Raw genomic sequence first — 24,516 nt, forward strand, 5'->3', positions numbered from 1 at the left:
TACGGCGGCCGGCCCGCCGGCGGTGGCGTGGGCGGACGGCGCACACACACACCCCGGGGGGTATTTACCGGTCCATAGTAACCACCGGCCGTTGCCCCGCCGGAGCCGGACGGGTGCACACGCTCAACGCAGTGCGTGCCCGAGTTCCGCCGCCCGCGACAGCAGCTGGGCGGCGTCCCGGGCGACGACGACGCGATCGCACTCCTCGGCGTACTCGGGCATCGCGCACGTCGCCTGCGCCCAGTAGCGCTGGGGCTCCGGGGTGATCCAGGCGAGCCGGTGCACGCGACGACGCAGGTCGGCGAGCCGGTCGACGCGGGCGGGCAGGCCGTTGCAGCGCCCGTCGCCGACGACGAGCACACTGGTGCGCGAGTCGACGATGCCCGCGTGCTCGGTGAGCAGTTCGTCGAGCACCCGGCCGTAGTCACTGCTCGCCTCGAGGTCGAGGCCGGGATGCGCCAGCACGGCCGCGAGGGCGCCGTCGCCCGTGGCGGCCAGCAGTTCCCGCGTCACATCGACGGGCCGGTCGACGAACGCCAGGACGCGGCAGCGGTGGGCCCGGCCGTGCATGGCCTGCGCCAGGCGCAGGGTGAACGCGGTGATCGGGCGCACCGACAGGGACACGTCGGCGAGGATCAGCAACCGGACCCGGTCGGGACGCGGGGCACGCACGATCAGGTGGAACGGCACCCCCTCGGTGCGCATCCCGGCACGCGCCGTGCGACGCATGTCGAGCCGGCCGCGGGTCAGCTCGCGCGGCACCGGCCGCGCCGGGCCGCGCATGCGGCGCAGCACCTCGTGGCACGCCAGCTCGATCTCGGCCCGGGACGCGACGTCTCCGGCGGTGTCGGGGGCATCGGGCTCACCGTCCGGCAGCGGACCACCGAGCCCGGCCTGCGACAGCGCCGCGACGAACGCCTCGACGGCCTCGACGAGCCGGTTCAGTTGTGCCGCGCTGAGGGGTTCGTCTGCGTGGTCGTCGCCGTAGACGCGGCGCGGGTCGTAGGCGTCGAGCCACGCGAGGATGGATTCGGGATCGTCCCACGACAGCGACCCGACGACGGCGGCACCCGGGTTCGCGGCCAGCTCGCCGACCGCTGCGGTCCCGGCCCGATCCACGTCGACGGTGTAGGTGACCCCGCGCCGGCCCGAGTCGGCGCCCGTGTCGACCGACAGTGCCGCGTCGGACGAGGTCATCGAGACGTCGTCGTCGTCCTTGTGGGGATTGAAGCCCTTGTCCGCCTCCGGGGTGTCGAAGTGGTCGCCGACCTCCGCGGCACGCTCGTTGTACTCGGCGTAGCGCGCGACCTGCGGATCGTCGTCGAGCTCGAGCGCGGTCGGCAGGGACTCGGCGAATTGCGCTCGCGGCGAGGACTTCCCGTCCGTCACGCCGGCCGCGTCCGCCGCGGCGAACAGCGCGTCGAAGGCGCGGTCGAAACCGACCTGCTCGTGCGGGTACTTCGCGCACACCGCGCGCAGGCAGGCTCGCAGCACGTCGCGGTCGCGGGCACCGACGAGCCCGAGCACGCGGCGGACCTCGATGGTCTCGGCGGGCGAGGCGGACACCCCGTGCCGCCGCAGCAGGCGGCCGAAGACGGCGGCCACCACGTCGAGAGGGTACGAGGGGTGCATCGCCGCGAGCGGTGTCACGGGCGTCGTCGCGAGCGGTGTCACCGGCATCGGGTCACCGCCGCGCGCCGATGCCGACACCGCCGCCGCCGCGCCCGCGGAACACCGCGGTGGTGGTGTTGGCCGGCCGGGAGGCGACCGTGGCCCGCTCGGGTCGCTCCCCCGCAGGTTCGGCGGTCGTCGGTGCGGTGGTCGTCGGTGCGGTGGTCGTCGGTGCGGTGGTCGTCGGTGCGGGGGGTGGGGCGTCACCGCCGAGCCGGGCGCGGACCAGGTCGGCGTCGCCGGTGTACTTGAGCAGCGCGGCGAGCAGGATGTCCCGGATCTGCCGGAGGGAGGTGTGGTCGCCGCCGCCGCGCCGCAGCACGGTCGCGGCGCGCGCGGCGTCGATGACCTCCGAGATGGACGGGCTCTTGCGCAACGGCAGCTCCCGCAGGGTGCGGGCCAGGTCCACGACCTCGCCGGCGGTCACGGTGTCGACCTCGGGGGCCCGGGCGGTGACGATCTCGCGTTCGCGCTCGGGGGTGGGGTAGCCGACGTGGTAGTGCAGGCAGCGGCGCTTGAGGGCGGGCGAGAGTTCGCGGGTGTCGTTGGAGGTCAGGATCACCCACGGCGCGGACCGGGCCGTGAAGGTACCCACCTCGGGAATGGTGACCTGCCGCTCGGCGAGGACCTCGAGCAGCAACGCCTCCATGGATTCCTCGGTGCGGTCCACCTCGTCGACGAGGAGCACCACCGGCTCCGGAGACAGGATCGCCTCGAGCAGGGGACGCACGGCCAGGAACGTCTCGGAGTACAGGCCGAAGTCCTGCGCGGCGAGGAAGCGGGACGCGTCGGCGACGTCGGGGTAGGCGGCGAGCTGTTCGCCGATGCGGTCCCGCAGCATCTGCACGTGCAGCAGTTGCTTGGCGTAGTCCCACTCGTACAGCGCCCGGCTGTCGTCGAGACCCTCGTAGCACTGCAGCCGTACCAGCTTGCGTCCGCCGACGGCGGCGAGCGCCTTGGCCAGTTCGGTCTTGCCGACGCCGGCCGGGCCCTCGAGCAGCAGCGGCCGCTCGAGCGCGGTGGCGAGGTGGACGACGACCGCGAACTCGTCGTCGGCGATGTAGTCGTGGCGGCGCAGCGCGTCGGCGAGTTCCGGTCCGCTGGTGAAGCTGGTCATCGGTGCTCCTGTGTCGTCGGCACTCGAGGTGGGTGTGTCCGGGGCGGGTGGCCCCGCCCCGGACACGGATCGGTCGGGCGGTGGGTCAGTAGGACCGGTTGATGCAGTGGTCGACGACGGGGATCATCGACTCGACCGTCACCTCGCGCGGGTTGCCCGGCGTGCACCAGTCGCCCTGGATGTGCTCGGAGATGGCGCGCACGGTCTTCTCGTCACCCTTGATGACGTCGCCGCGGCCGGCGTACTTGCCGGTGTTCATCCGGTTCTTCTCGTACGAGTCGACGCGCACCTGGCCGAAGTTGTCGGGGATGCCGACGTCCTTGGCGAGCCGGATGGCGGCCTCGACCGCGGCGTCCGCGGCCTGGACGGTGGTCATGTTGCGGGTGTCGACACCCATCGCGGTGGCGATGCGGGCGTAGTGCTCGTAGCGCGACGGGAGGTTGTACTCCCAGACACGGGGCAGCGCGATCGCGTTGTTGAGGCCGTGGTGGCTGTCGAAGAAGGCCGACGTGGCGTGCGAGATGGAGTGGACGATGCCCAGGCCGCCCGAGTTGAAGGCCTGCGCGGCGATGTACTGGGCGTTCATCATGCCCTCGCGTGCCTTGAGGTTGCGCGGCTCGAAGGTGGCCTCACGCAGGTGCTTGGCGACGAGCTCGATCGAGTACAGGGCGTTGCCGAGCGACGGGGCGAAGTCCAGCCGCGAGACGTACGGCTCGGAACCGTGGGCGAGGACGTCGAAGCCGCAGTACGCGGTGAAGTGCTGCGGGCAGGTGTAGTACAGCAGCGGGTCGTCGATGGCGAGGGTGACGATCGTGGCTTCGTCGAAGCCGACCCACTTGTGCGGGTGGTCCATGTCGGAGGTGTCGGTGATGACGTAGGCCCAGGAGGTCTCCGAGCCGGTGCCGGCGGTGGTGGAGACGGCGATGTGCGGCGGGTTCTCCTTGTTGGTGGACTTGGCGAAGCCCTCGAACTCGTTGATGTTGCGGCCGTCGTGGGCGATGACGACGCGGGCGCCCTTGGCGGCGTCGTGGCTCGAGCCGCCGCCGACGGAGATGATGGAGTCGCACTTCTCCTGCTGGTAGAGGGCGGCGGCCTCCATGACGTTGTAGTCCTTGGGGTTGGACTCGACCTTGTCGTACAGGACGACCTCGACACCCTGGTACTCGATCTTGCCGATCAGCTCTTCGATGATGCCCGAACCGCGCAGACCGGTCGTCATCAGCAGGGTGCGCTTGAAGCCCAGGTTCTTCGCCTCGACACCGATGATGTCGTGGGCACCGACACCCATCAGTGCCCGCGGGAAGGGGTGGAACTCCTTGATGGGGAAGTCCCAGATCTGGTTGAGTTCGATGGCCATCGCGTCTCTCCTGATGTGTCGGCCGGAAGTGGTGGTTCGAATGCGGCGTCCGGTGTGACCGGCGTCTCTTCGCTTCTCCACCTTCGGTCTCGATCACGCCCACGGAAAGGCCTTCGGGCCCGAACCGTCCGGTCGCGGCACCGAAGCCGTCCGGTCGAGCGGGGCGGCCTGCCCGATCGGGCAGGGGTCCGTTCCCGCTGATCGGGAGCCGACCGCAGGCCGACGCGCCCCGTCCCGGTAGCGTCGTGTTGCTGATAACCTGGAACTAGAACGCGTTCTAGATTGCTTCACCCGCACCACGGAAGGACCGACCTGGCCATGACGACAGTCGAGGTGCCGCACGGCTCGCGATCCGCGATCCTGACCGTCTCCGCAGTCATCGAGGAGACGCCGGACTCGCGCTCGATCGTCTTCGACGTGCCGGCCGAGCTCCAGGACAAGTTCGCGTACAAGCCCGGACAGTTCCTGACCCTGCGCATTCCGAGCGAGCAGACCGGCTCCGTGGCCCGCTGCTACTCGCTGGCCAGCTCCCCGTACACCGACGACGCCCCCAAGGTCACGGTCAAGCGGACCGTCGACGGCTACGGGTCCAACTGGCTGTGCGACCGGATCTCCGCCGGCGACCGCATCGAGGTCCTGCCGCCGTCGGGCGTCTTCACCCCGAAGTCGCTCGACCACGACTTCCTGCTGTTCGGCGCGGGCAGCGGCATCACCCCGGTCGTCTCGATCCTCAAGTCGGCCCTGACCCAGGGCTCCGGGAAGGTCGTGCTGGTCTACGCCAACCGCGACGAGGCGTCGGTCATCTTCGCCGAGGAGCTGCGCGCCCTGGCCGATAAGTACCCGACCCGCCTGACCGTCGTGCACTGGCTCGAGTCCGTGCAGGGCCTGCCGTCCGCCGAGCAGCTCGCCACCCTGGCGGCTCCGTTCAGCAGCCACGAGGCGTTCATGTGCGGCCCCGGCCCGTTCATGGATGCCGTGCACCGGGCGCTGCAGATCGCGGGCATGCCGCGCACGCAGGTGCACGCGGAGGTGTTCAACTCCCTCGCGGGAGACCCGTTCGCCGACCACACGCCCCTCGAGGTGAGCGACGAGGAGGCGGCCGACGCCGCGACGGTGGAGGTCGAGCTGGACGGGGAAACCCACACGATTCCGTGGCCGCGCTCGCAGACCCTCGTCGACATCATGCTCTCCAAGGGACTCGACGTGCCCTACTCCTGCCAGGAAGGCGAGTGCGGCTCGTGTGCGTGCACCGTCCTCGACGGCAAGGTCGAGATGGAGCACTGCGAGATCCTCGACCCCGAGGACATCGAGGCAGGCTACGTCCTCGGCTGCCAGGCCCGCCCGGTGACGGACACCGTCAAGATCGTCTTCTGAGACGTCGCCGGTCCTCGTCTCAGCGGACGAGGACCGGCGTCTCCACCCGGTGGACGCCCGGCTTTCGTGGGCCGCGCAGCGCCACACCCGCCCCGGCGCCGAGCGCGAGCACGATCACGGCGCCGCCGTAGCCCAGCGTCGTCGCGGTGAGCCCGTACACGCCGGCCGCGAGGCCCGCGATCACCGCCGGCACGGAGAACGCGAGGTAGCAGACGACGAACGTGGTGGCGAACAGGCGCCCGCGCTCGTGTGGCGCCGCAAGGGCGCCGATGACGTTCATCGCTCCCAGGAACGCCGCGCCCCAGCCGAAGCCCGCGACGGCGGTACCGGCGAAGTAGGCGACGGCCCACCCGCCGAGCACGGCGGTCACGACGACGCCCACGCCGGCGGCCAGGATCACGGTCCCCGCGACGACGACGCGCCGCGGATCGAAGCCGCGCAGCATCGTCGCCGCCACCGAACCGGAGGCGAAGAGCGTGCAGATCGCCAGGCCGGCGACGAGGCGGTTGCCGATCCCGAAGACCGTACCCACGATCGACGGCCCGAGGGACATGTAGAGCCCGCCGAGCGACCACGCCGACAGCAGGCCCGGCAGGATCACCAGGTACGGGCCCCGCACCCCGGCCGGCACGGACGCGCTCGGCAGCAGGCTGCGCAGCGCGGCCCCGCGGGACGCGAAGCCCGGCGCGGGCACCCGGTCGGGGACGAAGACGAGCACGACGGCCAGCGACAGCGCGATCACGACGACGAGGACGTAGACCAGCACGGTGGGAAAGGGCGCGAACTGCACGAGCAGCCCCGCCCCGGCCGCACCGAGGGCGAGCCCGAGCGACGGCGCGACACTGTTGACGAAGGATCCGAGCCGGGGGCTCGGTTGCAGGTCGATCACGGCGGCGCTCACGGCGCCGGTGGCGGCCCCGACCGCGAGGCCTTGCAGCACCCGGGCCAGGACGAGCCAGCCCACGTCGTCGGCGAGGACGAACACGCCCATGCTCACCACGAGCAGCAGCAGCGCCCCGATCAGCACGGGCCGGCGGCCGACGTGATCGGAGATCGAGCCGATCGTCAGCAGGGTGGCGAGCAGGGCCAGGGCGTACACGGCGAAGACGGCGGTCAGCATCCCCGGCGAGAAGCCCCACTGCTGCTGGTACAGCGGGTAGAGCGGGGAGGGAGCGGACGACGACGCGGTGAGCAGGAAGCTGGCCGTGCCGACCGCCAGGAAACCGTGACGGCGTGGCAGGGAGCGACCCGGCGTCGACTCCGGCATCGGACCTCCTCGGAACTCGTGGGAACGGTCGACAGTTCGTTGACCAAGGCAACGAACTAGTGGAACATGCCGCCCTCGGCGATCATTCCCCGCCCGGTCACTTCCCGGTAAAAACCGCCTCTCACCTGCGCTCGAGTGTTATCGCAGTGCAACGTCCCGGCCGTTGACCGACCGGTCGATCAGGTCTATACCGAAGGCAGGACCCGATACGCACGAGGAGGCTCGACATGTTCTCCGACAGCCGGCTACAGGACTACGTGGCCGTGATCCTGGGCGTCTTCACCGCCCTGTCCCCCCTGTGGGTCACCACCGACACCACGACGACGTGGACCCTCGTCGTTCTCGGCGTGCTGATCGCGCTGACCGGACTCGCGCAGATCGTCCGGCCCACGATGGCAGCGATCGACTACGCGATGGGTGTGCTCGGCGTGCTGTTGTTCCTGTCCCCCTGGGTCATGGGCTACACCGAGTACAGCGGTGCATCCTGGACGGCCTGGGTGGTGGGCGTGCTCACCGTGGTCGTCGCGGTAGCAGCGCTGCCCGCGATGAACGCCCGGATGCACGGACACGGCGGACTGGCCACGCACCACTGATCACACACCCCGCGTCACACACCCCGCGGACGGCCGGCATGCCGGCCGTCCGCCCACGCCCCTGGCGCCGTCACATTCCCGCCCGTGCCCCCGGAGGTGAACGCCATGAGCACCCCGGGCTCGAAACCGCCGCGCCGTCGCGCCCGGCGGGACAACGCCGCGCGCGTGCACATCCTCGACGCCGCCGAAACCCTCTTCGCCGCCCACGGCTTCGACGCCACCTCGACGACGGCGATCGCCGTCGCCGCGGATGTACCCAAGGGACTGATCTTCTACTACTTCCCCACCAAGGAGTCGATCCTCGAGACACTCGTTGCCGAGCGGCTGCCCGCCGAACCGATCCAGGACGTCACCGGCCTCGTCTCCCCCGGCGACCCGGCGGCCAGTCTCGTCAACCTCGACGCCGCCCTCGACCTGCGTACCCACCACTCCTCGCTGCTCCGGGTGATCTGGCGTGAGGCCGAGAGCCACCCCGGACTGCGCGTCCCGCTGCGCCGGCTGCGGACCTCCCTCCAGGAGGCCACCATGCGGGTCCTGCAGGCCAGCGTGCCCGGCCCGATACAACCGGGCACCCTGCGGGCCTGCGCGACGACGTGGGTGTCGGCCATGTTCTCCGCTGCCACGGTCGACCGGCTGTTCGGTCTCGACGGCACCTCCCCCGACGAGCTCTGGGGCGTCGCGCGCCTCGTCGCCGCGGGCATGACCGGGATGGGCTGAGCGGGACGGCCGGTCAGCGCGTCTCGGCGCGTGGAGCCTCGTCGCCGGGCAGCCCCGCGGTCGGGTCGCCGATGCCGTCGACGAGCCGCCGGCCCGCCGGGTAGCCGAGGGCGCCGGGGGGCAGCTCGCCGGGCCTGCCGCTCAGGAACACCTCGACCCGCCCGCTGCCCGCCCACGGCCGGCCGAGGGCGTCGATGCGCCGCAGCGTCTGCGCCGCCACCGCTTCGGCGCTGTCGAACAGCCGTACCCCGGGCGGTAGGTGCGCGGCGATGACGTCGGCGACAAGGGGGTAGTGGGTACAGCCGAGGACGACACCACCCACGTCGGGCGGGGTGCGCTGCGCCGCCGCCGCGATGGCCGTGGCCGCGGCGGTGGTGTCGCCGCGGTCGATGGCGTCGGCGAGCCCGTGACAGGCCACCCCCACCACCGTGCGGTCGCCGGCGAACCGGGCGACGAGGTCGGCCTGGTATCGGCTGGCGGTGGTCGCGGCGGTGGCCCAGATCGCCACCGACTCGCACGCCGCGGCGGCCGGCTTGATCGCCGGCACGGTTCCGATCACCGGGATCTCGTCGCCGAGGGCCTCGCGCACATGCTCGAGCGCGGTCACCGAGGCCGTGTTGCACGGCAGGACGACCACCTCGGCACCCCGGGTCACGGCCCGCTCCGCGGTGCGCACGACCCGGTCGATCACCCAGTCCCCGGGCTTCGGGCCCCACGGGGCGCCGTCCGGGTCCATCGACAGCATCAGGTCCAGCTCGGGACGCAATCGGCGCAGCCAGGCAGACGTCGGCAGCAGGCCGAGACCCGAGTCGATGAGCGCAACGATCACCCTACGAATCTAGCGTTCGCCGACGCGGCGGCTACGACGTGGGCGCGAGGATCTCCGTGATCGGTGCGCCCGCGGCGATCTTCCCGCGCATCTTCATCACCTGCCCGGGCAGTCCCGCGCCGACCACCCCCGTGAGACGGCCGTCGCGTTCGTAGTAGGCGAGGAACTTGCGGCCGTCGTCGCGCACCACGTGCACGGTGTCGTCGGCCCGGATCGCTCCGAGCGCCTGGATCTTCACGTCGTACTGATCGCTCCAGAAGTACGGCACCTGCGCGACCGGATCGACACCGGAGCCGAGCAGCGCGCCGGCGAGCACCTTCGCCTGCTCACCGGCGTTCGTCCAGTGCTCGAGCCGCGCGCGGCGGCCGTCCGAGACCTCCCATGCCGCGACGTCGCCGACCGCCCACACGTGCGGGACGGACGTGCGGCCCACGCCGTCGCACACCACCCCGTCGTCCACGCGCACGCCCGAACCGTCGAGCCAGTCGGTGACCGGCACCGAGCCGATACCGACGACGACCACGTCCACGTCGAGTTCGGTGCCGTCACCGAGGACTGCCCCGGTGACCCGGCCGTCGCCGCGTACTTCCCGCACCCCGACGCCCGTGCGGACCTCGACGCCCTCCTCGGTGTGCAGCCGGGCGACCAGCGCGCCCACCCGCTCGCCGAGCACGGACGCGAGCGGGGTGGCCTGCGGCTCGACCAGCACCACGTCCATGCCCCGCCCCCGCAGGCTCGCCGCGACCTCGCACCCGATGAACCCCGCGCCGACGATCAGCGCCCGCCCGCCCGGGACGATCCCCGCGCGCAGGGCCCGGCTGTCGTCCAACGACCGCAGCACGTGCACTCCGGCGAGCCCGTCCGTGCCGGGCAGCGGCCTCGGCCGCAGTCCGGTGGCGATGATCAGCTCGTCGAAGCCGACGCTCTGCCCGTCGGACAGGGCGAGGGTGCGGGTCGCGGGGTCGAGCTCCCGCGCCCGCACGCCCAGCCGCAGCTCGATGCGCTGTTCGTCGAAGAACTCCCGGGGCCGCAGCGTGGTGTCGTCGGTGCCGCCCCGGACGACCTCCTTCGACAGCGGCGGCCGGTCGTAGGGCAGGTGCGGTTCGTCGCCGATCAGGACGAGCTCCCCGTCGAATTCGCCGCGACGCAGTTCCTCGGCGGCGCGCACCCCCGCCAGTCCGGCCCCGACCACGACGATCCGCTGTACTCCCGTCACACCCACCCGCTGCGCCCTCTCCTCCGGCAGTGACCCACGCCACCACAATCCGTGCAACTGTTTTACCAAATCCGGGGATTCCCGGACAGGGCGTCCTTCGCGCGAGCCGCGCACCCCGTACCCGCCGGGAGTTACTAGAGTCGGAAGGGACAGAACTTCATCCGGCAGGCCGACGAGGAGCCCCCATGACCAGCGACAGCGGCGCAGGCATCAGCCGCGTGCAGTTCGGCAGCGGAATCGCTCCGGGGCCGGTCGACACCCAGGGGCGCACCATCATCGCCGACGCGGTCGTGGCGAAGATCGCCGGAATCGCGACCCGCGAGATCAGCGGTGTCTACGACGTCGGCGCCGGCACCGCACGAGTGGTCGGGGCGCTGCGGGACCGCATCCCCGGCGCGCGGATCAACCACGGCCAGGGCGTCGCCGTGGAGGTCGGGGAGAAACAGGCCGCGATCGACATCGGCATCGTCGCCGAATACGGCGTGGCCCTGCACGAACTCGCGGTCGCGATCCGCCACAACGTGATCGCCGCCGTCGAACGGATGACCGGCCTCGAGGTCACCGAAGTCAACATCACCGTCTTCGACGTCGTGCTGTTCGACGAGGCCACGGGCGTCGCCGACGACCTGAAACCCCGCGTCCAGTGACCACTCCCGCCGAGCCCGCAGAACTGGCCGCGGCCGCCGCCCTCGAGGTGCCCGGCGTCGCCGACCTGCACGGCGGAGCCTTCGGCGAGGTCGCGACATATCTGCCGGGCCGGCGTGTCACCGGGATCCGCCTCGGTGCGGACACGTGCGCGGTCCACATCGTCGTCGAGTACCCGGCCGACCTGTACGCCGTCGCGGCCGCGGTCCGGGACCGGCTCGGGCCGCTGGTCGGCGTCCCCGTCGACGTGACCATCGAAGACCTGCGGATCCCGTCGCCCGACGGTGAGCACCCGACCAGTGAGGTGACCCCATGAACCACACCCCTGTCAGCAACACCGCCGTCGGACTCCTGGCGGGCCTGCTCCTCGCCCTCGCCGGCATCCTCGGCGGCTTCAGCGGTCTGCTGTTCGGCATCCTGCTCGGCGCCGTCGGCATGGTGATCGGCGCCCACCGGGACGGCCTCCTCGACCTGGGCGCCCTGCTGCGGAGCCGGGGCCGTGGCTGACTCCACGCCCACCGAGCCGGAGACCCTGCCGTCCCGGGCCGGCGCCGACGCCGTCGCCCCCGAGACGGTCGACCCCGTCGGGCACCGCGGACAGCTGGTGATCAAGGACCGCGCCGTCGAGCGGATCGCCGCGGCCGCCGCACTCCAGGTGCCCGGGGTGACCCGCCAGCGCGGCGGACTCAGCCTGTTCACCGGGCGGGACCTGCCCCGCGCCGACGTCACCACCGGCGGCGGCGCCGTCGCGGTCAACCTGTACATCGCGGCCGAATGGCCCTACGACGCCGCCGCCCTCACCCGGCGGGTGCACGACGCCGTCGACCGTCAACTCCACGAGCTGACCGGTCTGCCGGTGCACGAACTCAACGTCCTCGTCGCCGCGACGTCCGTCGCGGAGCCGGCCGAGCGCAACGAACCGTCGGTGCCGGTCGAGTACACCGAGGCCGACATCGTCGCCCGGACCGAGTACCGGGCTCCGGTCCCGGTCGTCGCGCCGTTGCCGCCCCTCGCCCACCCGGCCGCGGCGCCGGCGGCCGCGCTCATCGCCGTGGGGGCACTCGCGCTCGCGTTCGCCGCGGCCCGGGAACTGCTCATCGTCCGCGGCACGTACGCGGGCGCACCGTGGCTGCGCAACTCCTTCGAGTGGTTCGGCCGGCTGCACTGGCAGAGCTGGATCGCACCCGTCGCCGCGACCCTGGTCCTGCTGGGGGTCGTGCTCGTGGTGGTGGCCGTCAAGCCGCGTCGCCGCACGCACGTGCCGCTGCAGGTCTCCGGACCGGTCCCCACGGTGTGGATGCGCCGAACCGACCTGGCCCGGATGTGCAGCGCCCACGCGTCGACACTGCCCGGAGTGCACACGGCCCGCACCGTCGTCGATCGCCGTCGCGCGCTGGTCAGCATCGTGGGGTCGGGTGAGGAGTCGACCGCCGATCTGGTCGCCGCGGTCCGGGGCGCGGTGGCCCCGAACCTGGCACTGCTCGCCGAGCCGATCACGCTCGTGGTGCAGGTGCACCGACCGAGGACGGCACGATGAAGCTGCGCACCGTCCTGGTCAACCGCTTGCTCACGTTCGCCGTGGGCGCCGCGCTGCTCGGCGCCGGGGCGTTCGCCCTGGCCTGGGTCTGGCAGGTGCGTTTCGCCCGCGAATGGCTGGCCCGCCTGGACCGCCCCCGCATCATCGACGTCCCCGACCAGTCCTGGTGGGAGGGGGCGCTGTGGACCGCCGTGGCCGTGGGCGTGACGATCGGGATCGTGCTCCTGGCGGTCAACTTCTCCCGGCGCCGGACGTCGCGGGTGCAGCTGTACGACGAGGTCACCGAGGCCACTCTGGCCGTGGAACTCGGACCGGTGGCCGACGGTGTCGCCGGCGAACTGGCGGCCCTGCCCGGTGTGCGGGCCACCCGCAGCCGGGCCGTCGTCGAACGCCACTTGCCGACCCTGTCGATCACGGTGTACGCGGACCCGAACATCGACGTCGCCGACTTCACCGCCCGTGCCGAGGAAACCGCCGAGCGGGCCGCTCGCGCCCTGGGCGGGGCCCGGGTGGCGACGCAGGTCCTGCTGCACCTGGATCCGGCTCACCCCGAACCGGCCGCGTAGCCCGGTCGGTCGTCTCCCGGGCCGCCCACCGAGCCGAGCGAATGTGCCGCTCACCTCGTCGGACTCGGCGATACTTCCGCTCGATCCCGGAAACGCCGAACGGCGCCCACCCCGAGGGATGGACGCCGTCCGACGTCAGCGAGAACTAGCTCACTTGATGATCGCGTAGGCGGTGCCTACTTGATGATCGCGTAGGCGGTGCCTACTTGATGATCGCGTAGGCGGTGCCTACTTGATGATCTTCGTGACGCGACCGGCGCCGACGGTGCGGCCACCCTCGCGGATCGCGAAGCGCAGGCCCTCGTCCATGGCGACCGGCTGGATCAGGACGACCGACATCTCGGTGTTGTCGCCCGGCATGACCATCTCGGTGCCCTCGGGAAGGGTCACAACGCCCGTCACGTCCGTGGTACGGAAGTAGAACTGCGGACGGTAGTTGTTGAAGAACGGCGTGTGGCGGCCGCCCTCCTCCTTGTTGAGGATGTACGCCTGGCCCTCGAACTCCGTGTGCGGAGTGGTGGTGCCCGGCTTCACGACGACCTGGCCGCGCTCGACGTCCTCGCGCTTGATGCCGCGGACCAGCAGACCGACGTTGTCGCCGGCCTGGCCCTGGTCGAGCAGCTTGCGGAACATCTCGATGCCGGTGACCGTGGTCTTGGTCGAGGTCGGGCGGATACCGACGATCTCGACCTCCTCGTTCACGTTGATGACACCGCGCTCGATGCGGCCGGTGACGACCGTGCCACGACCGGTGATGGTGAAGACGTCCTCGACGGGCATGAGGAACGGCTTGTCGGTCTCACGGACCGGGTCCGGGATGGACTCGTCGACGGCGTCCATCAGGTCCTCGATGGACTTGACCCACTTCTCGTCGCCCTCGAGCGCCTTGAGCGCCGAGATCGGGATGACCGGGGCGTTCTCGTCGAACTCCTGGGCGGCCAGCAGCTCGCGGACCTCCATCTCGACGAGCTCGAGGATCTCCTCGTCGTCGACCATGTCGGCCTTGTTCAGGGCGACCAGGATGTAGGGCACACCGACCTGACGGGCGAGCAGCACGTGCTCGCGAGTCTGCGGCATCGGGCCGTCGGTGGCGGCCACGACCAGGATCGCGCCGTCCATCTGAGCCGCACCGGTGATCATGTTCTTGATGTAGTCGGCGTGACCCGGGGCGTCGACGTGCGCGTAGTGGCGCTTCTCGGTCTGGTACTCGACGTGGGAGATGTTGATCGTGATACCACGAGCCTTCTCCTCCGGAGCCTTGTCGATCTGGTCGAACGCGAAGCTCTCGTTCAGGTCCGGGTACTTGTCGGCGAGCACCTTGGTGATGGCAGCCGTGGTGGTGGTCTTGCCGTGGTCGACGTGACCGATGGTGCCGATGTTCACGTGCGGCTTGGTCCGCTCGAACTTCGCCTTCGCCACTTGAGGGTCCTCCTGGACTGTTGTTGCTTGCAGTATGCAGCAGTGCGGTTTTGTTACTTACTTGGTCGTGCAGCCGACCGGTTCTGCAACCGAGGTTACTCGCCGGTCGCCTTGGCGATGATTTCCTTCGAGACGTTCGACGGAACCTCAGCGTAGGAATCGAACACCATGGAGAAGTTCGCGCGACCCTGGGTCTTCGACCGCAGGTCCCCGATGTAACCGAACATCTCCGAGAGCGGAACCAGCGCCTTCACGACACGGGCACCACTGCGTTCCTCCATGGCCTGGATCTGGCCACGGCGGGAGTTGAGGTCGCCGATCACTTCACCCATGTAGTCCTCGGGGGTGGTGACCTCGACAGCCATGAGCGGCTCGAGGATGACCGGCGCAGCTTTGCGCGCAGCCTCCTTCAGGGCCTGCGAACCGGCGATCTTGAACGCCATTTCCGACGAGTCCACGTCGTGGTAGGCGCCGTCGAGCAGGGTGACCTTGACGTTCACCAGCGGATACCCGGCGAGCACGCCGTACTGCATGGCGTCCTGCGCGCCGGCGTCCACCGAGGGGATGTACTCGCGCGGCACGCGGCCACCGGTGACCTTGTTCTCGAACTCGTAGGTCGCGCCGTCCTCGCCCACGAACGGCTCGAGGGCGATGATGACCTTCGCGAACTGGCCGGAACCACCGGTCTGCTTCTTGTGCGTGAACTCGAGCTTCTCGACCCGCTTGGTGATGGTCTCGCGGTACGCCACCTGCGGCTTGCCGACGTTGGCCTCGACCTTGAACTCGCGACGCATCCGGTCGACGAGGATGTCGAGGTGGAGCTCGCCCATGCCGCCGATGACGGTCTGGCCGGTCTCCTCGTCCAGCTCGACGGAGAAGGTGGGATCCTCCTCGGCCAGCTTCTGGATCGCGGTGCCCAGCTTCTCCTGGTCGGACTTGGTCTTCGGCTCGATGGAGACCTGGATGACCGGATCCGGGAAGGTCATGGACTCGAGCACGATCGGGGCGTCCTGCGCGCACAGGGTGTCGCCGGTCGTGGTGTCCTTGAGGCCGATCATCGCGTAGATGTGGCCGGCCACCGCCTCGTCGACCGGGTTCTCCTTGTTGGCGTGCATCTGGAACAGCTTGCCGATGCGCTCCTTCTTGCCCTTGGTGGCGTTGAGCACCTGGGCGCCCGGCTCGATGCGACCGGAGTACACGCGCACGAAGGTCAGCTTGCCGAAGAACGGGTGCGCGGCGATCTTGAACGCCAGCGCGGAGAAGGGCTCGTCCTTGCTCGGCTTGCGGGTGAGGGCCTCCTCCTCGTCACCGAGCTTGTGGCCCTCGACCTCGCCGATGTCGAGCGGGTTCGGCAGGTAGTCGATGACCGCGTCGAGCATGGGCTGGATGCCCTTGTTCTTGAACGCGGACCCGCACAGCACCGGGTACAGCTCGGAGGCGACGGTCAGCTTCCGGATGGCGCCCTTGATCTCGGCGACGGTCAGTTCCTCGCCACCGAAGTACTTCTCCATGAGCTCTTCGTCGCTCTCGGCGACGGTCTCGAGCAGCTTCTCGCGGTACTCGGCGGCCTTGTCGGCCAGGTCCGCGGGGATCTCCTCTACGGTCGGCTCGGCACCGATCTCGACGGTGCCACGCCACGTGTAGGCCTTCATCTCGACCAGGTCGACGACGCCGTCGAACGCGTCCTCGGCACCGATCGGCAGCTGCAGCACGAGCGGCTTGGCGCCGAGGCGGTCGATGATGGTCTGGACCGTGAAGTAGAAGTCCGCGCCCATCTTGTCCATCTTGTTGACGAAGCAGATGCGCGGAACGTCGTACTTGGCAGCCTGCCGCCAGACCTGCTCGGACTGCGGCTCGACGCCCTCCTTGCCGTCGAACACGGCGACCGCACCGTCGAGGACGCGCAGCGACCGCTCGACCTCGACCGTGAAGTCGACGTGACCGGGGGTGTCGATGATGTTGATCTGGTTCTTGTTCCAGAAGCAGGTCACCGCGGCGGAGGTGATGGTGATGCCGCGTTCCTTCTCCTGCTCCATCCAGTCGGTGGTCGACGCACCGTCGTGGGTCTCACCGATCTTGTAGTTCACACCGGTGTAGAAGAGGATGCGCTCGGTCGTCGTGGTCTTGCCGGCATCGATGTGCGCCATGATGCCGATGTTGCGGACCTTGTTCAGGTCGGTCAGCACTTCCTGTGCCACAGGTAACCCCGCTCGTAGCTCGTGTCGGTCCTAGGGTGCGGACCAGTGTTCTCGGATGTTCAGCCGGCCTTGAGGGACCGACACAGTTGTGCGAGCGGCCGGCCGGGAGGATGTCGGTAGCACCGGATCCTCCCGGCCGGCGGCGACTCACCAGCGGTAGTGCGCGAACGCCTTGTTGGCCTCGGCCATCTTGTGGGTGTCCTCGCGACGCTTCACGGACGCACCCAGGCCGTTGCTGGCGTCGAGGAGCTCGTTCGCGAGACGCTCGACCATCGTCTTCTCACGACGCTGACGCGAGAAGGTGACCAGCCACCGCAGCGCGAGGGTGGTCGACCGGCCGGGACGAACCTCGACCGGCACCTGGTAGGTGGCGCCACCGACACGGCGGCTGCGCACCTCGAGAGCGGGCTTGACGTTGTCCAGCGCGCGCTTGAGGGTGACGACCGGATCGGTGCCGGTCTTCTCGCGCGCCCGCTCGAGTGCCTCGTAGACGATGCGCTCGGCGGTGGACTTCTTGCCGTCCAGCAGGATCTTGTTGACCAGCTGGGTGACCAGCGGCGACCCGTAGACCGGGTCGGCGATCAGGGGACGCTTCGGAGCGGGACCCTTACGTGGCATCAGCCCTTCTCCTTCTTCGCGCCGTAGCGGCTGCGCGCCTGCTTGCGGTTCTTGACACCCTGGGTGTCGAGCGAACCGCGGATGATCTTGTAGCGGACACCGGGGAGGTCCTTCACACGACCACCGCGCACGAGCACCATCGAGTGCTCCTGCAGGTTGTGACCCTCACCCGGGATGTAGGCGGTGACCTCGACGGAGCTGGTCAGACGCACGCGGGCGACCTTCCGGAGCGCCGAGTTCGGCTTCTTCGGGGTGGTGGTGTACACGCGAGTGCACACGCCGCGACGCTGCGGGCTGCCCTTGAGGGCCGCGGTCTTGACCTTGGCGGCCTTGTCGCGGCGGCCCTTGCGGACCAGCTGATTGATGGTTGGCATCTACCGGCTTTCTCGTTGTCTGAAGACTGCTCGCACGAGCAACCTTGGCTGTTCTGAAATTAGGGATCCATCGGTTGGGGCAAGAGAGCTGCTGCCCCGCACCCACCCCTCGTGTGCACACGAGGTCGGGCGTGTCGCGTACCCCCACACAGGCAGCCGGGGGCTCGCTCCTGCGGAGATTCCACAGACCGCGCGCACGGCACTACCTCGCATAGGCACACAGATCGGCCCGGGCATGCCGGACACGACCCACAACGATACCCGGCGGCGCGGCGCAAGGTCAAAGCGAGCCACGGGGGTCCGCCGCCGCTCAACTGCTGAGGTCGAGGGTCAGTCGGGCCAGCGTGACGGCCGCCGCACACGGATCCGGGGACTGCGAGCCGGGGGCGTACTGCACCCACCAGCCGAAGATCCCCGTCGTGGACGCTCCCGCCGAGATCCCGCAGGACGCCGGGTCGTCGGGCGGGCGCATCAGCACCGCCCGCCGACCCTCCACGGTCGTGTTCTCCACCGTGTATCCCAGCCGTTGCGCCGTCCCCCGCTCGGTGTCCAGGGAACCGGTCTCGAACCAGTTGAAGGTGACCTTCGCCGAGCCCGCGGTGTCCCACCGGCAGATCGCCCCGAAGAAGCCTCGCTCGATCGCCTCCACGCCGACCGCCTCCGCGATCTGCTCGTCGGTGACGGCGTCGCACTCGGTGAGCAGGCGGGTGAACTCGGCGGAGGCACCACCCGATCCGGCCCCCTGCGGCACCGCCTGCCCCTCGATCGTGCTGCCGCACCCGGCGAGCGCCGCAACCAGGGCCAGCGCCACCGGCAGCGCCGCTGCCCGCTTCGTCCGCGTCACTCCTGTGCCCTTTCCGCGCTGAGCTCGGCCAGGTCGCGGGCCACCACGCACGCGTCCGCGGCCGGGGTGAAGGGTCCGTACGTCACGGACCAGTGCACGAAGTCACCGCCGAACTGCACGCCGATCTCGCACAGCACGGTCTGCCCGACGTCGTTCTGCGCCGAGCCCTGGAAGCCGGGTCTGCCGTCGATCTCCACGTCGATCGCGGGCCGGCCGATCAGATCGGAGCCGGCCCGTTCGCGGCCGATCGGACTGCCGCGGTACCAGGAGAACGTCACGCTCGGGCCGCCCGCCCCGACCAGCTCCCATTCGCACCCCACCGAGTTGCGGGTGACCTGTGCGAACGACCCCAGCCCGAAGGCCCGGGCCACCTCGTCGTCGGTGACCGACCCGCACGCACCGAAGAACGGGCCCGGCTCGGTCACCTGCGGCGTGGGCGCCGCGCCCGGCGCCGGGGCCTCGGCCGCATCCGAACCACATCCGGCGACGACGGCACCGGCGAGCCCGAGGACCGCGACCGTGGCCAGCTTGGGAGGCATGACACCAACCTAACCGGCCGGGTGCTGCGCCGCCGAACGCTGCCGGGCCGCGTCGAGCACCGTGTCGAGCTGCGCGGCCCAGTGCCGCACGATCTCGGCCCGACGCCGCGAGTCGTCGGTGAGGACGTCGGCGAGGCCGAGCCCGCGCGCGAGGTCGAGGGTCGCCTGCACCATGCGGTGCACCGTCGGGTCGACCTCGTCCACGCCGAGCTGCTCGACGGCGACCCGGTGGGCGACGCGGCCGAAGCGTTCCTCCAGGGGGACGATGCGGGCCCGCAGTTCCGGATCGGCCGCCGCGGCCGTCCACACCTGCAGCGCCGCCTTGAACAGGCTGCCGGTGTAGTAGTCGACGAGCCGGCGCACCACCGCCTCGGTGCGGGCCGCGCCGACGGGCATGTCGACGGGCTCGCGGCGGGCGAGGTCCATGCGGCTGTCGAACATGAACTCGAGCGCCGCGGTGATCAGGTCCTCCCGGGTCGGGAAGTGGTGCTGCGCGGCGCCGCGGGAGACTCCCGCCCGTTCGGCGACGACGCCCACGGTGGTCGCGCCCCATCCCAGCTCCGCGAGGCAGTCGATGCTCGCCTCGAGCAGCCGGCGGCGTGTGGCCCGGCTCCGATCCTGTTTGGGCTGGCGGGTCATCGCAGCGCACCCCCGGCGGCGGAATCCCCGGGTTCGTCGTCCACCAGGACCCGTTCCATCTGGCGGCGCCACACCGCCAGCTGGGGTTCGGTCAGCGGGTCGCGCGGGTCGATGGCGTACCCGAGGGCCGCCCCGCGCATCGCCTGATAGATCAGGTCGCGCACCTCGACGAACCGGGGGCGGTTGGCGATCTCCGGACCGAAGTTCGCGGTCGTCTGCTCCTTGATCATCCGGCCCAGGATTCGTTCGAGCGGCAGCAGCTCGGCCCGGAGTTCCTCGTGGCCGCGCGCGGCGAGCCACAGCTCCATCGAGGCCCAGAAGTACGGCTGCCGGAAGTTCCACCACATCCGATCGACCGCGACGGCGATACGTTCGACCGGGTCGGCGGGCCAGGGATGGTCGCCGTCGAGGCCCTGGACGCCCTGGGCGGCGAGGTGGTGCACGGCGGCGACGAGCAGGGCGTCCCGCGACGGGTAGTGGTGCAGCAGCCGTCCGCGGGACACGCCGGCAGCCTGCTGGATGCGCACCGTGGTGGCGTTGGAGTAGCCGTGCTCGACCAGCACGGCCACCGCCGCGTCGAGGATCCGCTTGCGGGTGGCGCGGCTGCGTTCCTGCTCGCCGCGACGGCGGGTGTCCGGGGACGGGCTGCTCATGGCGATCAGATTAGGCAGACCGGCGCGCCGGCTCGCGGAGGGTGACCGTCCACGTGAGGTGCCCGGGACGGGTGCCGCCGACGACCGCCCGCACGCGCGCGCCCGGCAGGTCTCGGGCACGTCCCGGCCGGGGCGGCGGACCGTCCCTCACGGACGGCTCCACGCCGGCGGCCGCTTCTGCAGGAACGCGGTCATCCCCTCGACCGCCTCCGGCGAGCCGAACAGCCGCGCCGACTGCTCCGCCAGCGCGTCGCCGTACCGATCGAAGTCGGCGAGCATCCGCATCGTGGTCAGCCGCTTGGATTCGCCCAGCCCCTGCGGGGAACACTCCCGCAGCTGGGCGAGGATCTCCGCCACCGCGGCCCGCGGATCGTCGGTCTCCACGGTGACCAGGCCGATCGCCGCCGCGACCTCCGGCCCGAACCGCTCCCCGGTGAGGAAGTAGCGGCTCGCGGCGCGGGAGGTGAGCCGCGGCAGCACCGTCAGCGAGATGATCGACGCGGCCAGGCCCAGCCGGGCCTCGGTCAGCGCGAACGTCGACCGGGGCCCGGCGACGGCGAGATCGCACGCGCCGACCAACCCCATGCCGCCGGCGCGCACGTGCCCGTCGATCCGCCCGATCACCGGTTTGGGCAGCTCCAGGATCGAACGCAGCACCGCCGTCATCTCCCGGGTCCGGGCGGCGGCCGCCGCGGCGACGCCGCCCTCCGCGGTGCTCGCCTCGCTCAGGTCGGCCCCGGCGCAGAAGGTGCCGCCCTCGTGGGTGAGCACGACGGCGCGGACCCCGTCGTCGGCGGCCGCGTCGGCAAGTCCCTGCCGGAGCTGCGCGACGAGCCTGGCGGAGATCGCATTGCGGTTGTGCGGCGAGTCGAGAGTGAGGGTGGCGAATCCCTCGCTCACCTCGTACCGGACGAACGTCTCGGACACCGGCGCTCCCCTCAGTACGACCGGGGCAGACCCAGCGAATGCTGGGACACGAAGTTGAGGATCATCTCCCGGCTCACCGGCGCCACCCGTGCGATGCGCGCCGCGCCGAGCATCGCGGCCAGCCCGTACTCCCGGGTGAGCCCGCCCCCGCCGTGGGTCTGGATCGCCTGGTCGAGCGACTTGATGCTGGCCTCGGCCGCGGCGTACTTGGCCATGTTCGCGGCCTCGGCAGCACCGAAGTCGTCGCCGCTGTCGTACAGCACCGCCGCCTTCTGCATCATCAGCTTCGCCAGCTCGAGCTCGATCTTGCACTGGGCGAGCGGGTGGGCGATGCCCTGGTGAGCCCCGATCGGCGACTTCCACACGGTGCGTTCGTTGGCGTACCGCACCGCGGCGTCCAGGGCGTAGCGGCCCATCCCGACGGCCATCGCCGCGCCGAGGATCCGCTCCGGATTTAGGCCCGCGAACAACTGCATCAGCGCCGCGTCCGGCTCCCCCACCAGCGCGTCCGCCGGCAGTCGCACGTCGTCGAGGAACAGGGTGAACTGATGGTCCGGCTCGACGATGTCCATCTCCATCGGCGTCTTGACGAAGTTCTCGGCATCGGTCGGGACGATGAACAGCGCCGGCCGCAGCTTCCCGCTCTTCGCGTCCTCGGTGCGGGCGACGACGAGCACCGCGTCGGCCTGGTCCACGCCGGAGATGTAGATCTTGCTGCCGTGGAGGATCCAGTCCTCGCCGTCGCGGCGCGCGACGGTGGTGATCTGGTGCGAATTGGACCCGGCATCGGGCTCGGTGATGCCGAACGCCATGATCTTCGAGCCGTCGGCGAGCCCGGGCAGCCAGCGCTGCTTCTGCTCGTCGGTGCCGAACTTGGCGATGATGGTGCCGCAGATGGCGGGCGAGACGACCACCAGCAGCAGCCCGCAGCCCTGCGCGGCGAGTTCCTCCTGCACCAGGGCGAGTTCGTAGATGCCGGCCCCGCCGCCGCCGAATTCCTCCGGCAGGTTCACGCCCAGGAATCCGAGCCCGGCGGCCTCCCGCCACAGCTCGGTCAGCGGTTCGCCCTTGCGGGCCTTCGGCAGCACGTAGTCGGTGTAGTTGTAGCGCTTGGCCAGGCCCGCGACCGCAGCCCGCAGCTGCTTCTGCTCGTCGGTTTCGATGACGCTCATCACTTCTCCTGGGTGTCGGTGGACTCGGTGGGGGTGACGACGGCCAGCACGGCGCCCAGTTCGACCTGGGTGCCGACGGCCACGGGCAGTTCGGTGAGCACGCCCGCGGCGGGGGCCTTGACGATGTGTTCCATCTTCATCGCCTCGAGCCACAGGACCGGTTGCCCCGCGTCGACCGCGTCGCCGACCGTTGCCCCGATCCGGATCACCGACCCGGGCATCGGCGCGAGCAGCGACCCCGCGGCGACATGGGCCGAGGGTTCGACGAACCGCGGGATCGCTCGCAACCGCACCGGACCGAGCGAGGAGTCCACGTGCACCGTGTCGCCGTAGCGCGCGACGTGGAACTGCCGCTGCGCGCCGTCGATCGCGAGCACCACCCGGCGCTCGGTGTGTGCGACGAGGACGATGCCCGGATGGCCGTCGGCGACCAGGCCGTGCCGGGTGAGCCGGTACCGCACCTCGTGTTCACCGTGGTCGCCGTCGTACCGCTTGACCTGTGGCTGCGACGGCAGGTTGCGCCAGCCGCTCGGCAGGCCGCGGCCGACCGTCGCCGTCGCACGACGAGCGGCGGCGTCGGCCAGGGCCGCGGCGAGCGCGGACAGCGACTCGGCGGCGGCGTCGGCGAGGGGTGCGGCGAGCGTGGCGAGCCCGTGTGTGTCGAAGAAGGCGGTGTCGGTGTTGCCGGCCAGGAACTCGGGATGCCGGAGCACGTTCACGAGCAGGTCCCGGTTGGTGCGCAGGCCGTGCACCTCGGCACGGGTGAGCGACGTCGCGAGCATGCGGGCCGCGCGGTCCCGGGTCGGGGCGTAGGCGATCACCTTGGCGAGCATCGGGTCGTAGTGCACGCCCACCACCGAGCCGTCCTCGACGCCGGCGTCCAGACGCAGCCCGGGCCCGGGCAGCACCTCGAACTCGGGGACGCGACCGGGCAGGGCGAGGCGGTGCACCGTGCCGGACTGCGGCCGCCAGTCCTCGGCGGGGTCCTCCGCGTAGAGCCGCACCTCGATCGAATGTCCGCTCGCCGGAGGGGGTTCGGGATCGAGACGGCCGCCGGCAGCGATCTGGAGCTGCAGGTCGACGAGGTCGAGCCCGGTGGTGCACTCGGTGACCGGGTGCTCGACCTGCAGCCGGGTGTTCATCTCGAGGAAGAAGAACTCACCTCCGGCAGTGACATTTCCCGTCGCTTCGCTCGCCCCGGCGACATTTCCCGTCGCTTCGCTCGCCCCGGCGACATTTCCCGTCGCTTCGCTCGCCCCGGCGACATTTCCCGTCGCTTCGCTCGCCCCGGCGACATTTCCCGTCGCTTCGCTCGCCCCGGCGACATTTCCCGTCGCTTCGCTCGCCCCGGCGACATTTCCCGTCGCTTCGCTCGCCCCGGCGACATTTCCCGTCGCTTCGCTCGCCCCGGTCGCGAGGAACTCGACCGTCCCGGCGCCCTCGTAGTCGATGGCGTGCGCGGCGCGCCGGGCCGCCTCGAACAGCCGCTCCCGCATGCCGGGGGTGGCGTCGACGAGCGGCGACGGGGCCTCCTCGACCACCTTCTGATGCCGCCGCTGGATCGAGCATTCGCGCTCCCCCACCGCCCACACGGTCCCGTGCCGGTCCGCGAGGACCTGCACTTCGATGTGCCGCCCCGTTTCGAGGTAGCGCTCGCAGAACACCGTCGGGTCGCCGAATGCGGACTGTGCCTCACGTCGGGCCGCGGCGAGCTGGTCGGACAGTTCGGCCAGGTCGCGGACGACCCGCATGCCGCGGCCGCCGCCCCCGGCGGAGGCCTTGATCAGCACGGGCAGGTCGGCCTCGGTCACCGCGGCCGGGTCCAGCTCGGCCAGCACCGGCACGCCGGCGTCGGCCATGATCTTCTTGGCCTCGACCTTCGAACCCATCCGGGCGATGGAGTCCGGGTCCGGCCCGATCCAGGTCAGTCCCGCGTCGAGGACCGCCCTCGCGAATTCGGCGTTCTCCGAGAGAAACCCGTACCCCGGGTGGATCGCGTCGGCCCCCGCCGTGCGGGCAGCCGCGATGATCGCCTCGCCGCGGAGGTACGTGTCGGCGGGGGCAGTGCCGGGCAGGTGCACCGCGACGTCGGCCTCGGTGACGTGCGGGCTGTCGGCGTCCGCGTCGGAGAACACGGCGACGGTGCCGAGGCCGGCCCGCCGGCAGGAGGCGAACACCCGGCGGGCGATCTCGCCGCGATTGGCGACGAGCACGGTGGTGACGGTGTCGGAACGGTTCACTGCT

The 24,516-nt window shown here is 70.9% G+C and carries 25 protein-coding genes; 8 read left to right on the forward strand and 17 right to left on the reverse strand.

Translation table 11 applies throughout. The annotated features are described in order from the left end of the window. Positions 1-123: 123 nt before the first annotated feature. From madC to mdo, 3 genes are all read right to left on the reverse strand, one after another. On the reverse strand, positions 124-1,680 hold the full coding sequence (gene madC / locus ACWPQI_RS17140) for a MadC family VWA domain-containing protein (protein ID WP_048773962.1): 1,557 nt from the start codon (positions 1,678-1,680) through the stop codon (positions 124-126). A gap of 4 nt (positions 1,681-1,684) precedes the next feature. Then, positions 1,685-2,788 carry a MadB family AAA-type ATPase gene (locus ACWPQI_RS17145; RefSeq protein ID WP_017679997.1) on the reverse strand — a complete coding sequence of 368 codons (1,104 nt, stop codon included), beginning with the start codon at positions 2,786-2,788 and terminating at the stop codon, positions 1,685-1,687. Positions 2,789-2,873: 85 nt separating this feature from the next. After that, positions 2,874-4,145 carry an NDMA-dependent methanol dehydrogenase gene (gene mdo / locus ACWPQI_RS17150; RefSeq protein WP_010591966.1) on the reverse strand — a complete coding sequence of 424 codons (1,272 nt, stop codon included), beginning with the start codon at positions 4,143-4,145 and terminating at the stop codon, positions 2,874-2,876. A 318-nt stretch (positions 4,146-4,463) separates the two neighbouring features. Between mdo and ACWPQI_RS17155 the strand changes: the two genes are divergently transcribed. Further along, complete coding sequence (locus ACWPQI_RS17155; protein WP_040272178.1) at positions 4,464-5,519, forward strand: ferredoxin--NADP reductase; 1,056 nt, start codon at positions 4,464-4,466, stop codon at positions 5,517-5,519. 19 nt (positions 5,520-5,538) lie between these two features. Here the strand turns inward: ACWPQI_RS17155 and ACWPQI_RS17160 are convergent, their stop codons facing one another. Then, the gene (locus tag ACWPQI_RS17160) at positions 5,539-6,786 is read right to left on the reverse strand and encodes an MFS transporter (RefSeq protein ID WP_017679998.1); all 1,248 of its coding nucleotides are present in this window, start codon (positions 6,784-6,786) and stop codon (positions 5,539-5,541) included. Between the two features lie 227 nt (positions 6,787-7,013). Here ACWPQI_RS17160 and ACWPQI_RS17165 point away from each other — a divergent pair, with 227 nt between their 5' ends. After that, positions 7,014-7,379, forward strand: coding sequence for an SPW repeat domain-containing protein (locus tag ACWPQI_RS17165; protein ID WP_010591969.1), 366 nt, complete (start codon positions 7,014-7,016; stop codon positions 7,377-7,379). A gap of 105 nt (positions 7,380-7,484) precedes the next feature. Next, entirely contained in the window at positions 7,485-8,096 is a 612-nt protein-coding gene (locus ACWPQI_RS17170) for a TetR/AcrR family transcriptional regulator (RefSeq protein ID WP_010591970.1), read from the forward strand. A gap of 13 nt (positions 8,097-8,109) precedes the next feature. Here the strand turns inward: ACWPQI_RS17170 and ACWPQI_RS17175 are convergent, their stop codons facing one another. Continuing rightward, a complete protein-coding gene (locus ACWPQI_RS17175; RefSeq protein WP_010591971.1) occupies positions 8,110-8,925 on the reverse strand; it encodes a glutamate racemase in 816 nt (271 codons plus the stop codon). A gap of 31 nt (positions 8,926-8,956) precedes the next feature. Next, the gene (locus ACWPQI_RS17180; protein ID WP_010591972.1) at positions 8,957-10,147 is read right to left on the reverse strand and encodes an NAD(P)/FAD-dependent oxidoreductase; all 1,191 of its coding nucleotides are present in this window, start codon (positions 10,145-10,147) and stop codon (positions 8,957-8,959) included. Between the two features lie 179 nt (positions 10,148-10,326). On the opposite strand from ACWPQI_RS17180, the gene ACWPQI_RS17185 reads away from it, so the two are divergent. Genes ACWPQI_RS17185 through ACWPQI_RS17205 form a run of 5 tightly spaced genes read left to right on the forward strand, consistent with a single transcriptional unit; the run spans position 10,327 to position 12,889 of the window. Then, a complete protein-coding gene (locus ACWPQI_RS17185; RefSeq protein ID WP_010591973.1) occupies positions 10,327-10,788 on the forward strand; it encodes an Asp23/Gls24 family envelope stress response protein in 462 nt (153 codons plus the stop codon). Beyond that, positions 10,785-11,102 carry an Asp23/Gls24 family envelope stress response protein gene (locus tag ACWPQI_RS17190; RefSeq protein WP_010591974.1) on the forward strand — a complete coding sequence of 106 codons (318 nt, stop codon included), beginning with the start codon at positions 10,785-10,787 and terminating at the stop codon, positions 11,100-11,102. Before ACWPQI_RS17185 ends, ACWPQI_RS17190 begins: the two co-directional genes overlap by 4 nt. Further along, positions 11,099-11,293 carry a hypothetical protein gene (locus ACWPQI_RS17195; RefSeq protein ID WP_010591975.1) on the forward strand — a complete coding sequence of 65 codons (195 nt, stop codon included), beginning with the start codon at positions 11,099-11,101 and terminating at the stop codon, positions 11,291-11,293. Before ACWPQI_RS17190 ends, ACWPQI_RS17195 begins: the two co-directional genes overlap by 4 nt. Continuing rightward, entirely contained in the window at positions 11,286-12,323 is a 1,038-nt protein-coding gene (locus ACWPQI_RS17200) for a DUF6286 domain-containing Asp23/Gls24 family envelope stress response protein (RefSeq protein ID WP_010591976.1), read from the forward strand. The genes ACWPQI_RS17195 and ACWPQI_RS17200 overlap by 8 nt, the downstream gene beginning before the upstream one ends. Continuing rightward, entirely contained in the window at positions 12,320-12,889 is a 570-nt protein-coding gene (locus ACWPQI_RS17205; RefSeq protein WP_010591977.1) for an Asp23/Gls24 family envelope stress response protein, read from the forward strand. The genes ACWPQI_RS17200 and ACWPQI_RS17205 overlap by 4 nt, the downstream gene beginning before the upstream one ends. Positions 12,890-13,117: 228 nt before the next feature. Here the strand turns inward: ACWPQI_RS17205 and tuf are convergent, their stop codons facing one another. The 11 genes from tuf to ACWPQI_RS17260 form a co-directional block, all read right to left on the reverse strand. After that, positions 13,118-14,308: an elongation factor Tu gene (tuf, locus tag ACWPQI_RS17210; protein ID WP_003937665.1), complete on the reverse strand. Its 1,191-nt coding sequence runs from the start codon at positions 14,306-14,308 to the stop codon at positions 13,118-13,120. Positions 14,309-14,403: 95 nt separating this feature from the next. Beyond that, complete coding sequence (gene fusA / locus ACWPQI_RS17215) at positions 14,404-16,506, reverse strand: elongation factor G (RefSeq protein ID WP_010591978.1); 2,103 nt, start codon at positions 16,504-16,506, stop codon at positions 14,404-14,406. A gap of 147 nt (positions 16,507-16,653) precedes the next feature. Further along, on the reverse strand, positions 16,654-17,124 hold the full coding sequence (gene rpsG, locus ACWPQI_RS17220; protein ID WP_003937663.1) for a 30S ribosomal protein S7: 471 nt from the start codon (positions 17,122-17,124) through the stop codon (positions 16,654-16,656). Next, on the reverse strand, positions 17,124-17,498 hold the full coding sequence (gene rpsL, locus ACWPQI_RS17225) for a 30S ribosomal protein S12 (protein WP_003937662.1): 375 nt from the start codon (positions 17,496-17,498) through the stop codon (positions 17,124-17,126). Before rpsL ends, rpsG begins: the two co-directional genes overlap by 1 nt. A 310-nt stretch (positions 17,499-17,808) precedes the next feature. After that, a complete protein-coding gene (locus tag ACWPQI_RS17230; protein WP_010591979.1) occupies positions 17,809-18,342 on the reverse strand; it encodes a DUF3558 domain-containing protein in 534 nt (177 codons plus the stop codon). Next, complete coding sequence (locus ACWPQI_RS17235) at positions 18,339-18,881, reverse strand: DUF3558 domain-containing protein (protein WP_048773952.1); 543 nt, start codon at positions 18,879-18,881, stop codon at positions 18,339-18,341. The genes ACWPQI_RS17230 and ACWPQI_RS17235 overlap by 4 nt, the downstream gene beginning before the upstream one ends. A gap of 9 nt (positions 18,882-18,890) precedes the next feature. Next, positions 18,891-19,520 carry a TetR/AcrR family transcriptional regulator gene (locus ACWPQI_RS17240; RefSeq protein WP_010591981.1) on the reverse strand — a complete coding sequence of 210 codons (630 nt, stop codon included), beginning with the start codon at positions 19,518-19,520 and terminating at the stop codon, positions 18,891-18,893. Then, the gene (locus ACWPQI_RS17245; RefSeq protein ID WP_010591982.1) at positions 19,517-20,173 is read right to left on the reverse strand and encodes a TetR/AcrR family transcriptional regulator; all 657 of its coding nucleotides are present in this window, start codon (positions 20,171-20,173) and stop codon (positions 19,517-19,519) included. The genes ACWPQI_RS17240 and ACWPQI_RS17245 overlap by 4 nt, the downstream gene beginning before the upstream one ends. A gap of 147 nt (positions 20,174-20,320) precedes the next feature. After that, positions 20,321-21,100 (reverse strand): enoyl-CoA hydratase family protein, encoded by a 780-nt coding sequence (locus tag ACWPQI_RS17250; protein WP_010591983.1) that lies wholly within the window; start codon positions 21,098-21,100, stop codon positions 20,321-20,323. Between the two features lie 11 nt (positions 21,101-21,111). Beyond that, positions 21,112-22,272 carry an acyl-CoA dehydrogenase family protein gene (locus ACWPQI_RS17255; protein ID WP_010591984.1) on the reverse strand — a complete coding sequence of 387 codons (1,161 nt, stop codon included), beginning with the start codon at positions 22,270-22,272 and terminating at the stop codon, positions 21,112-21,114. After that, positions 22,272-24,512: an acetyl/propionyl/methylcrotonyl-CoA carboxylase subunit alpha gene (locus ACWPQI_RS17260; protein WP_432794161.1), complete on the reverse strand. Its 2,241-nt coding sequence runs from the start codon at positions 24,510-24,512 to the stop codon at positions 22,272-22,274. The genes ACWPQI_RS17255 and ACWPQI_RS17260 overlap by 1 nt, the downstream gene beginning before the upstream one ends. Positions 24,513-24,516 lie beyond the last annotated feature (4 nt).

It is taken from the genome of Rhodococcus sp. LMD, assembly GCF_056108245.1.

Bases quoted from the DNA above. Each gene is read 5' to 3' on its own strand.
- ACWPQI_RS17160 (WP_017679998.1), bottom strand. From the start codon at position 6,786: ATGCCGGAGTCGACGCCGGGTCGCTCCCTGCCACGCCGTCACGGTTTC.
- ACWPQI_RS17165 (WP_010591969.1), top strand. From the start codon at position 7,014: ATGTTCTCCGACAGCCGGCTACAGGACTACGTGGCCGTGATCCTGGGC.
- ACWPQI_RS17155 (WP_040272178.1), top strand. From the start codon at position 4,464: ATGACGACAGTCGAGGTGCCGCACGGCTCGCGATCCGCGATCCTGACC.
- ACWPQI_RS17235 (WP_048773952.1), bottom strand. From the start codon at position 18,881: ATGCCTCCCAAGCTGGCCACGGTCGCGGTCCTCGGGCTCGCCGGTGCC.
- rpsG (WP_003937663.1), bottom strand. From the start codon at position 17,124: ATGCCACGTAAGGGTCCCGCTCCGAAGCGTCCCCTGATCGCCGACCCG.
- ACWPQI_RS17195 (WP_010591975.1), top strand. From the start codon at position 11,099: ATGAACCACACCCCTGTCAGCAACACCGCCGTCGGACTCCTGGCGGGC.
- ACWPQI_RS17205 (WP_010591977.1), top strand. From the start codon at position 12,320: ATGAAGCTGCGCACCGTCCTGGTCAACCGCTTGCTCACGTTCGCCGTG.
- ACWPQI_RS17255 (WP_010591984.1), bottom strand. From the start codon at position 22,272: ATGAGCGTCATCGAAACCGACGAGCAGAAGCAGCTGCGGGCTGCGGTC.
- ACWPQI_RS17185 (WP_010591973.1), top strand. From the start codon at position 10,327: ATGACCAGCGACAGCGGCGCAGGCATCAGCCGCGTGCAGTTCGGCAGC.
- ACWPQI_RS17170 (WP_010591970.1), top strand. From the start codon at position 7,485: ATGAGCACCCCGGGCTCGAAACCGCCGCGCCGTCGCGCCCGGCGGGAC.
- ACWPQI_RS17245 (WP_010591982.1), bottom strand. From the start codon at position 20,173: ATGAGCAGCCCGTCCCCGGACACCCGCCGTCGCGGCGAGCAGGAACGC.
- ACWPQI_RS17145 (WP_017679997.1), bottom strand. From the start codon at position 2,788: ATGACCAGCTTCACCAGCGGACCGGAACTCGCCGACGCGCTGCGCCGC.
- mdo (WP_010591966.1), bottom strand. From the start codon at position 4,145: ATGGCCATCGAACTCAACCAGATCTGGGACTTCCCCATCAAGGAGTTC.
- rpsL (WP_003937662.1), bottom strand. From the start codon at position 17,498: ATGCCAACCATCAATCAGCTGGTCCGCAAGGGCCGCCGCGACAAGGCC.
- ACWPQI_RS17240 (WP_010591981.1), bottom strand. From the start codon at position 19,520: ATGACCCGCCAGCCCAAACAGGATCGGAGCCGGGCCACACGCCGCCGG.
- madC (WP_048773962.1), bottom strand. From the start codon at position 1,680: ATGCCGGTGACACCGCTCGCGACGACGCCCGTGACACCGCTCGCGGCG.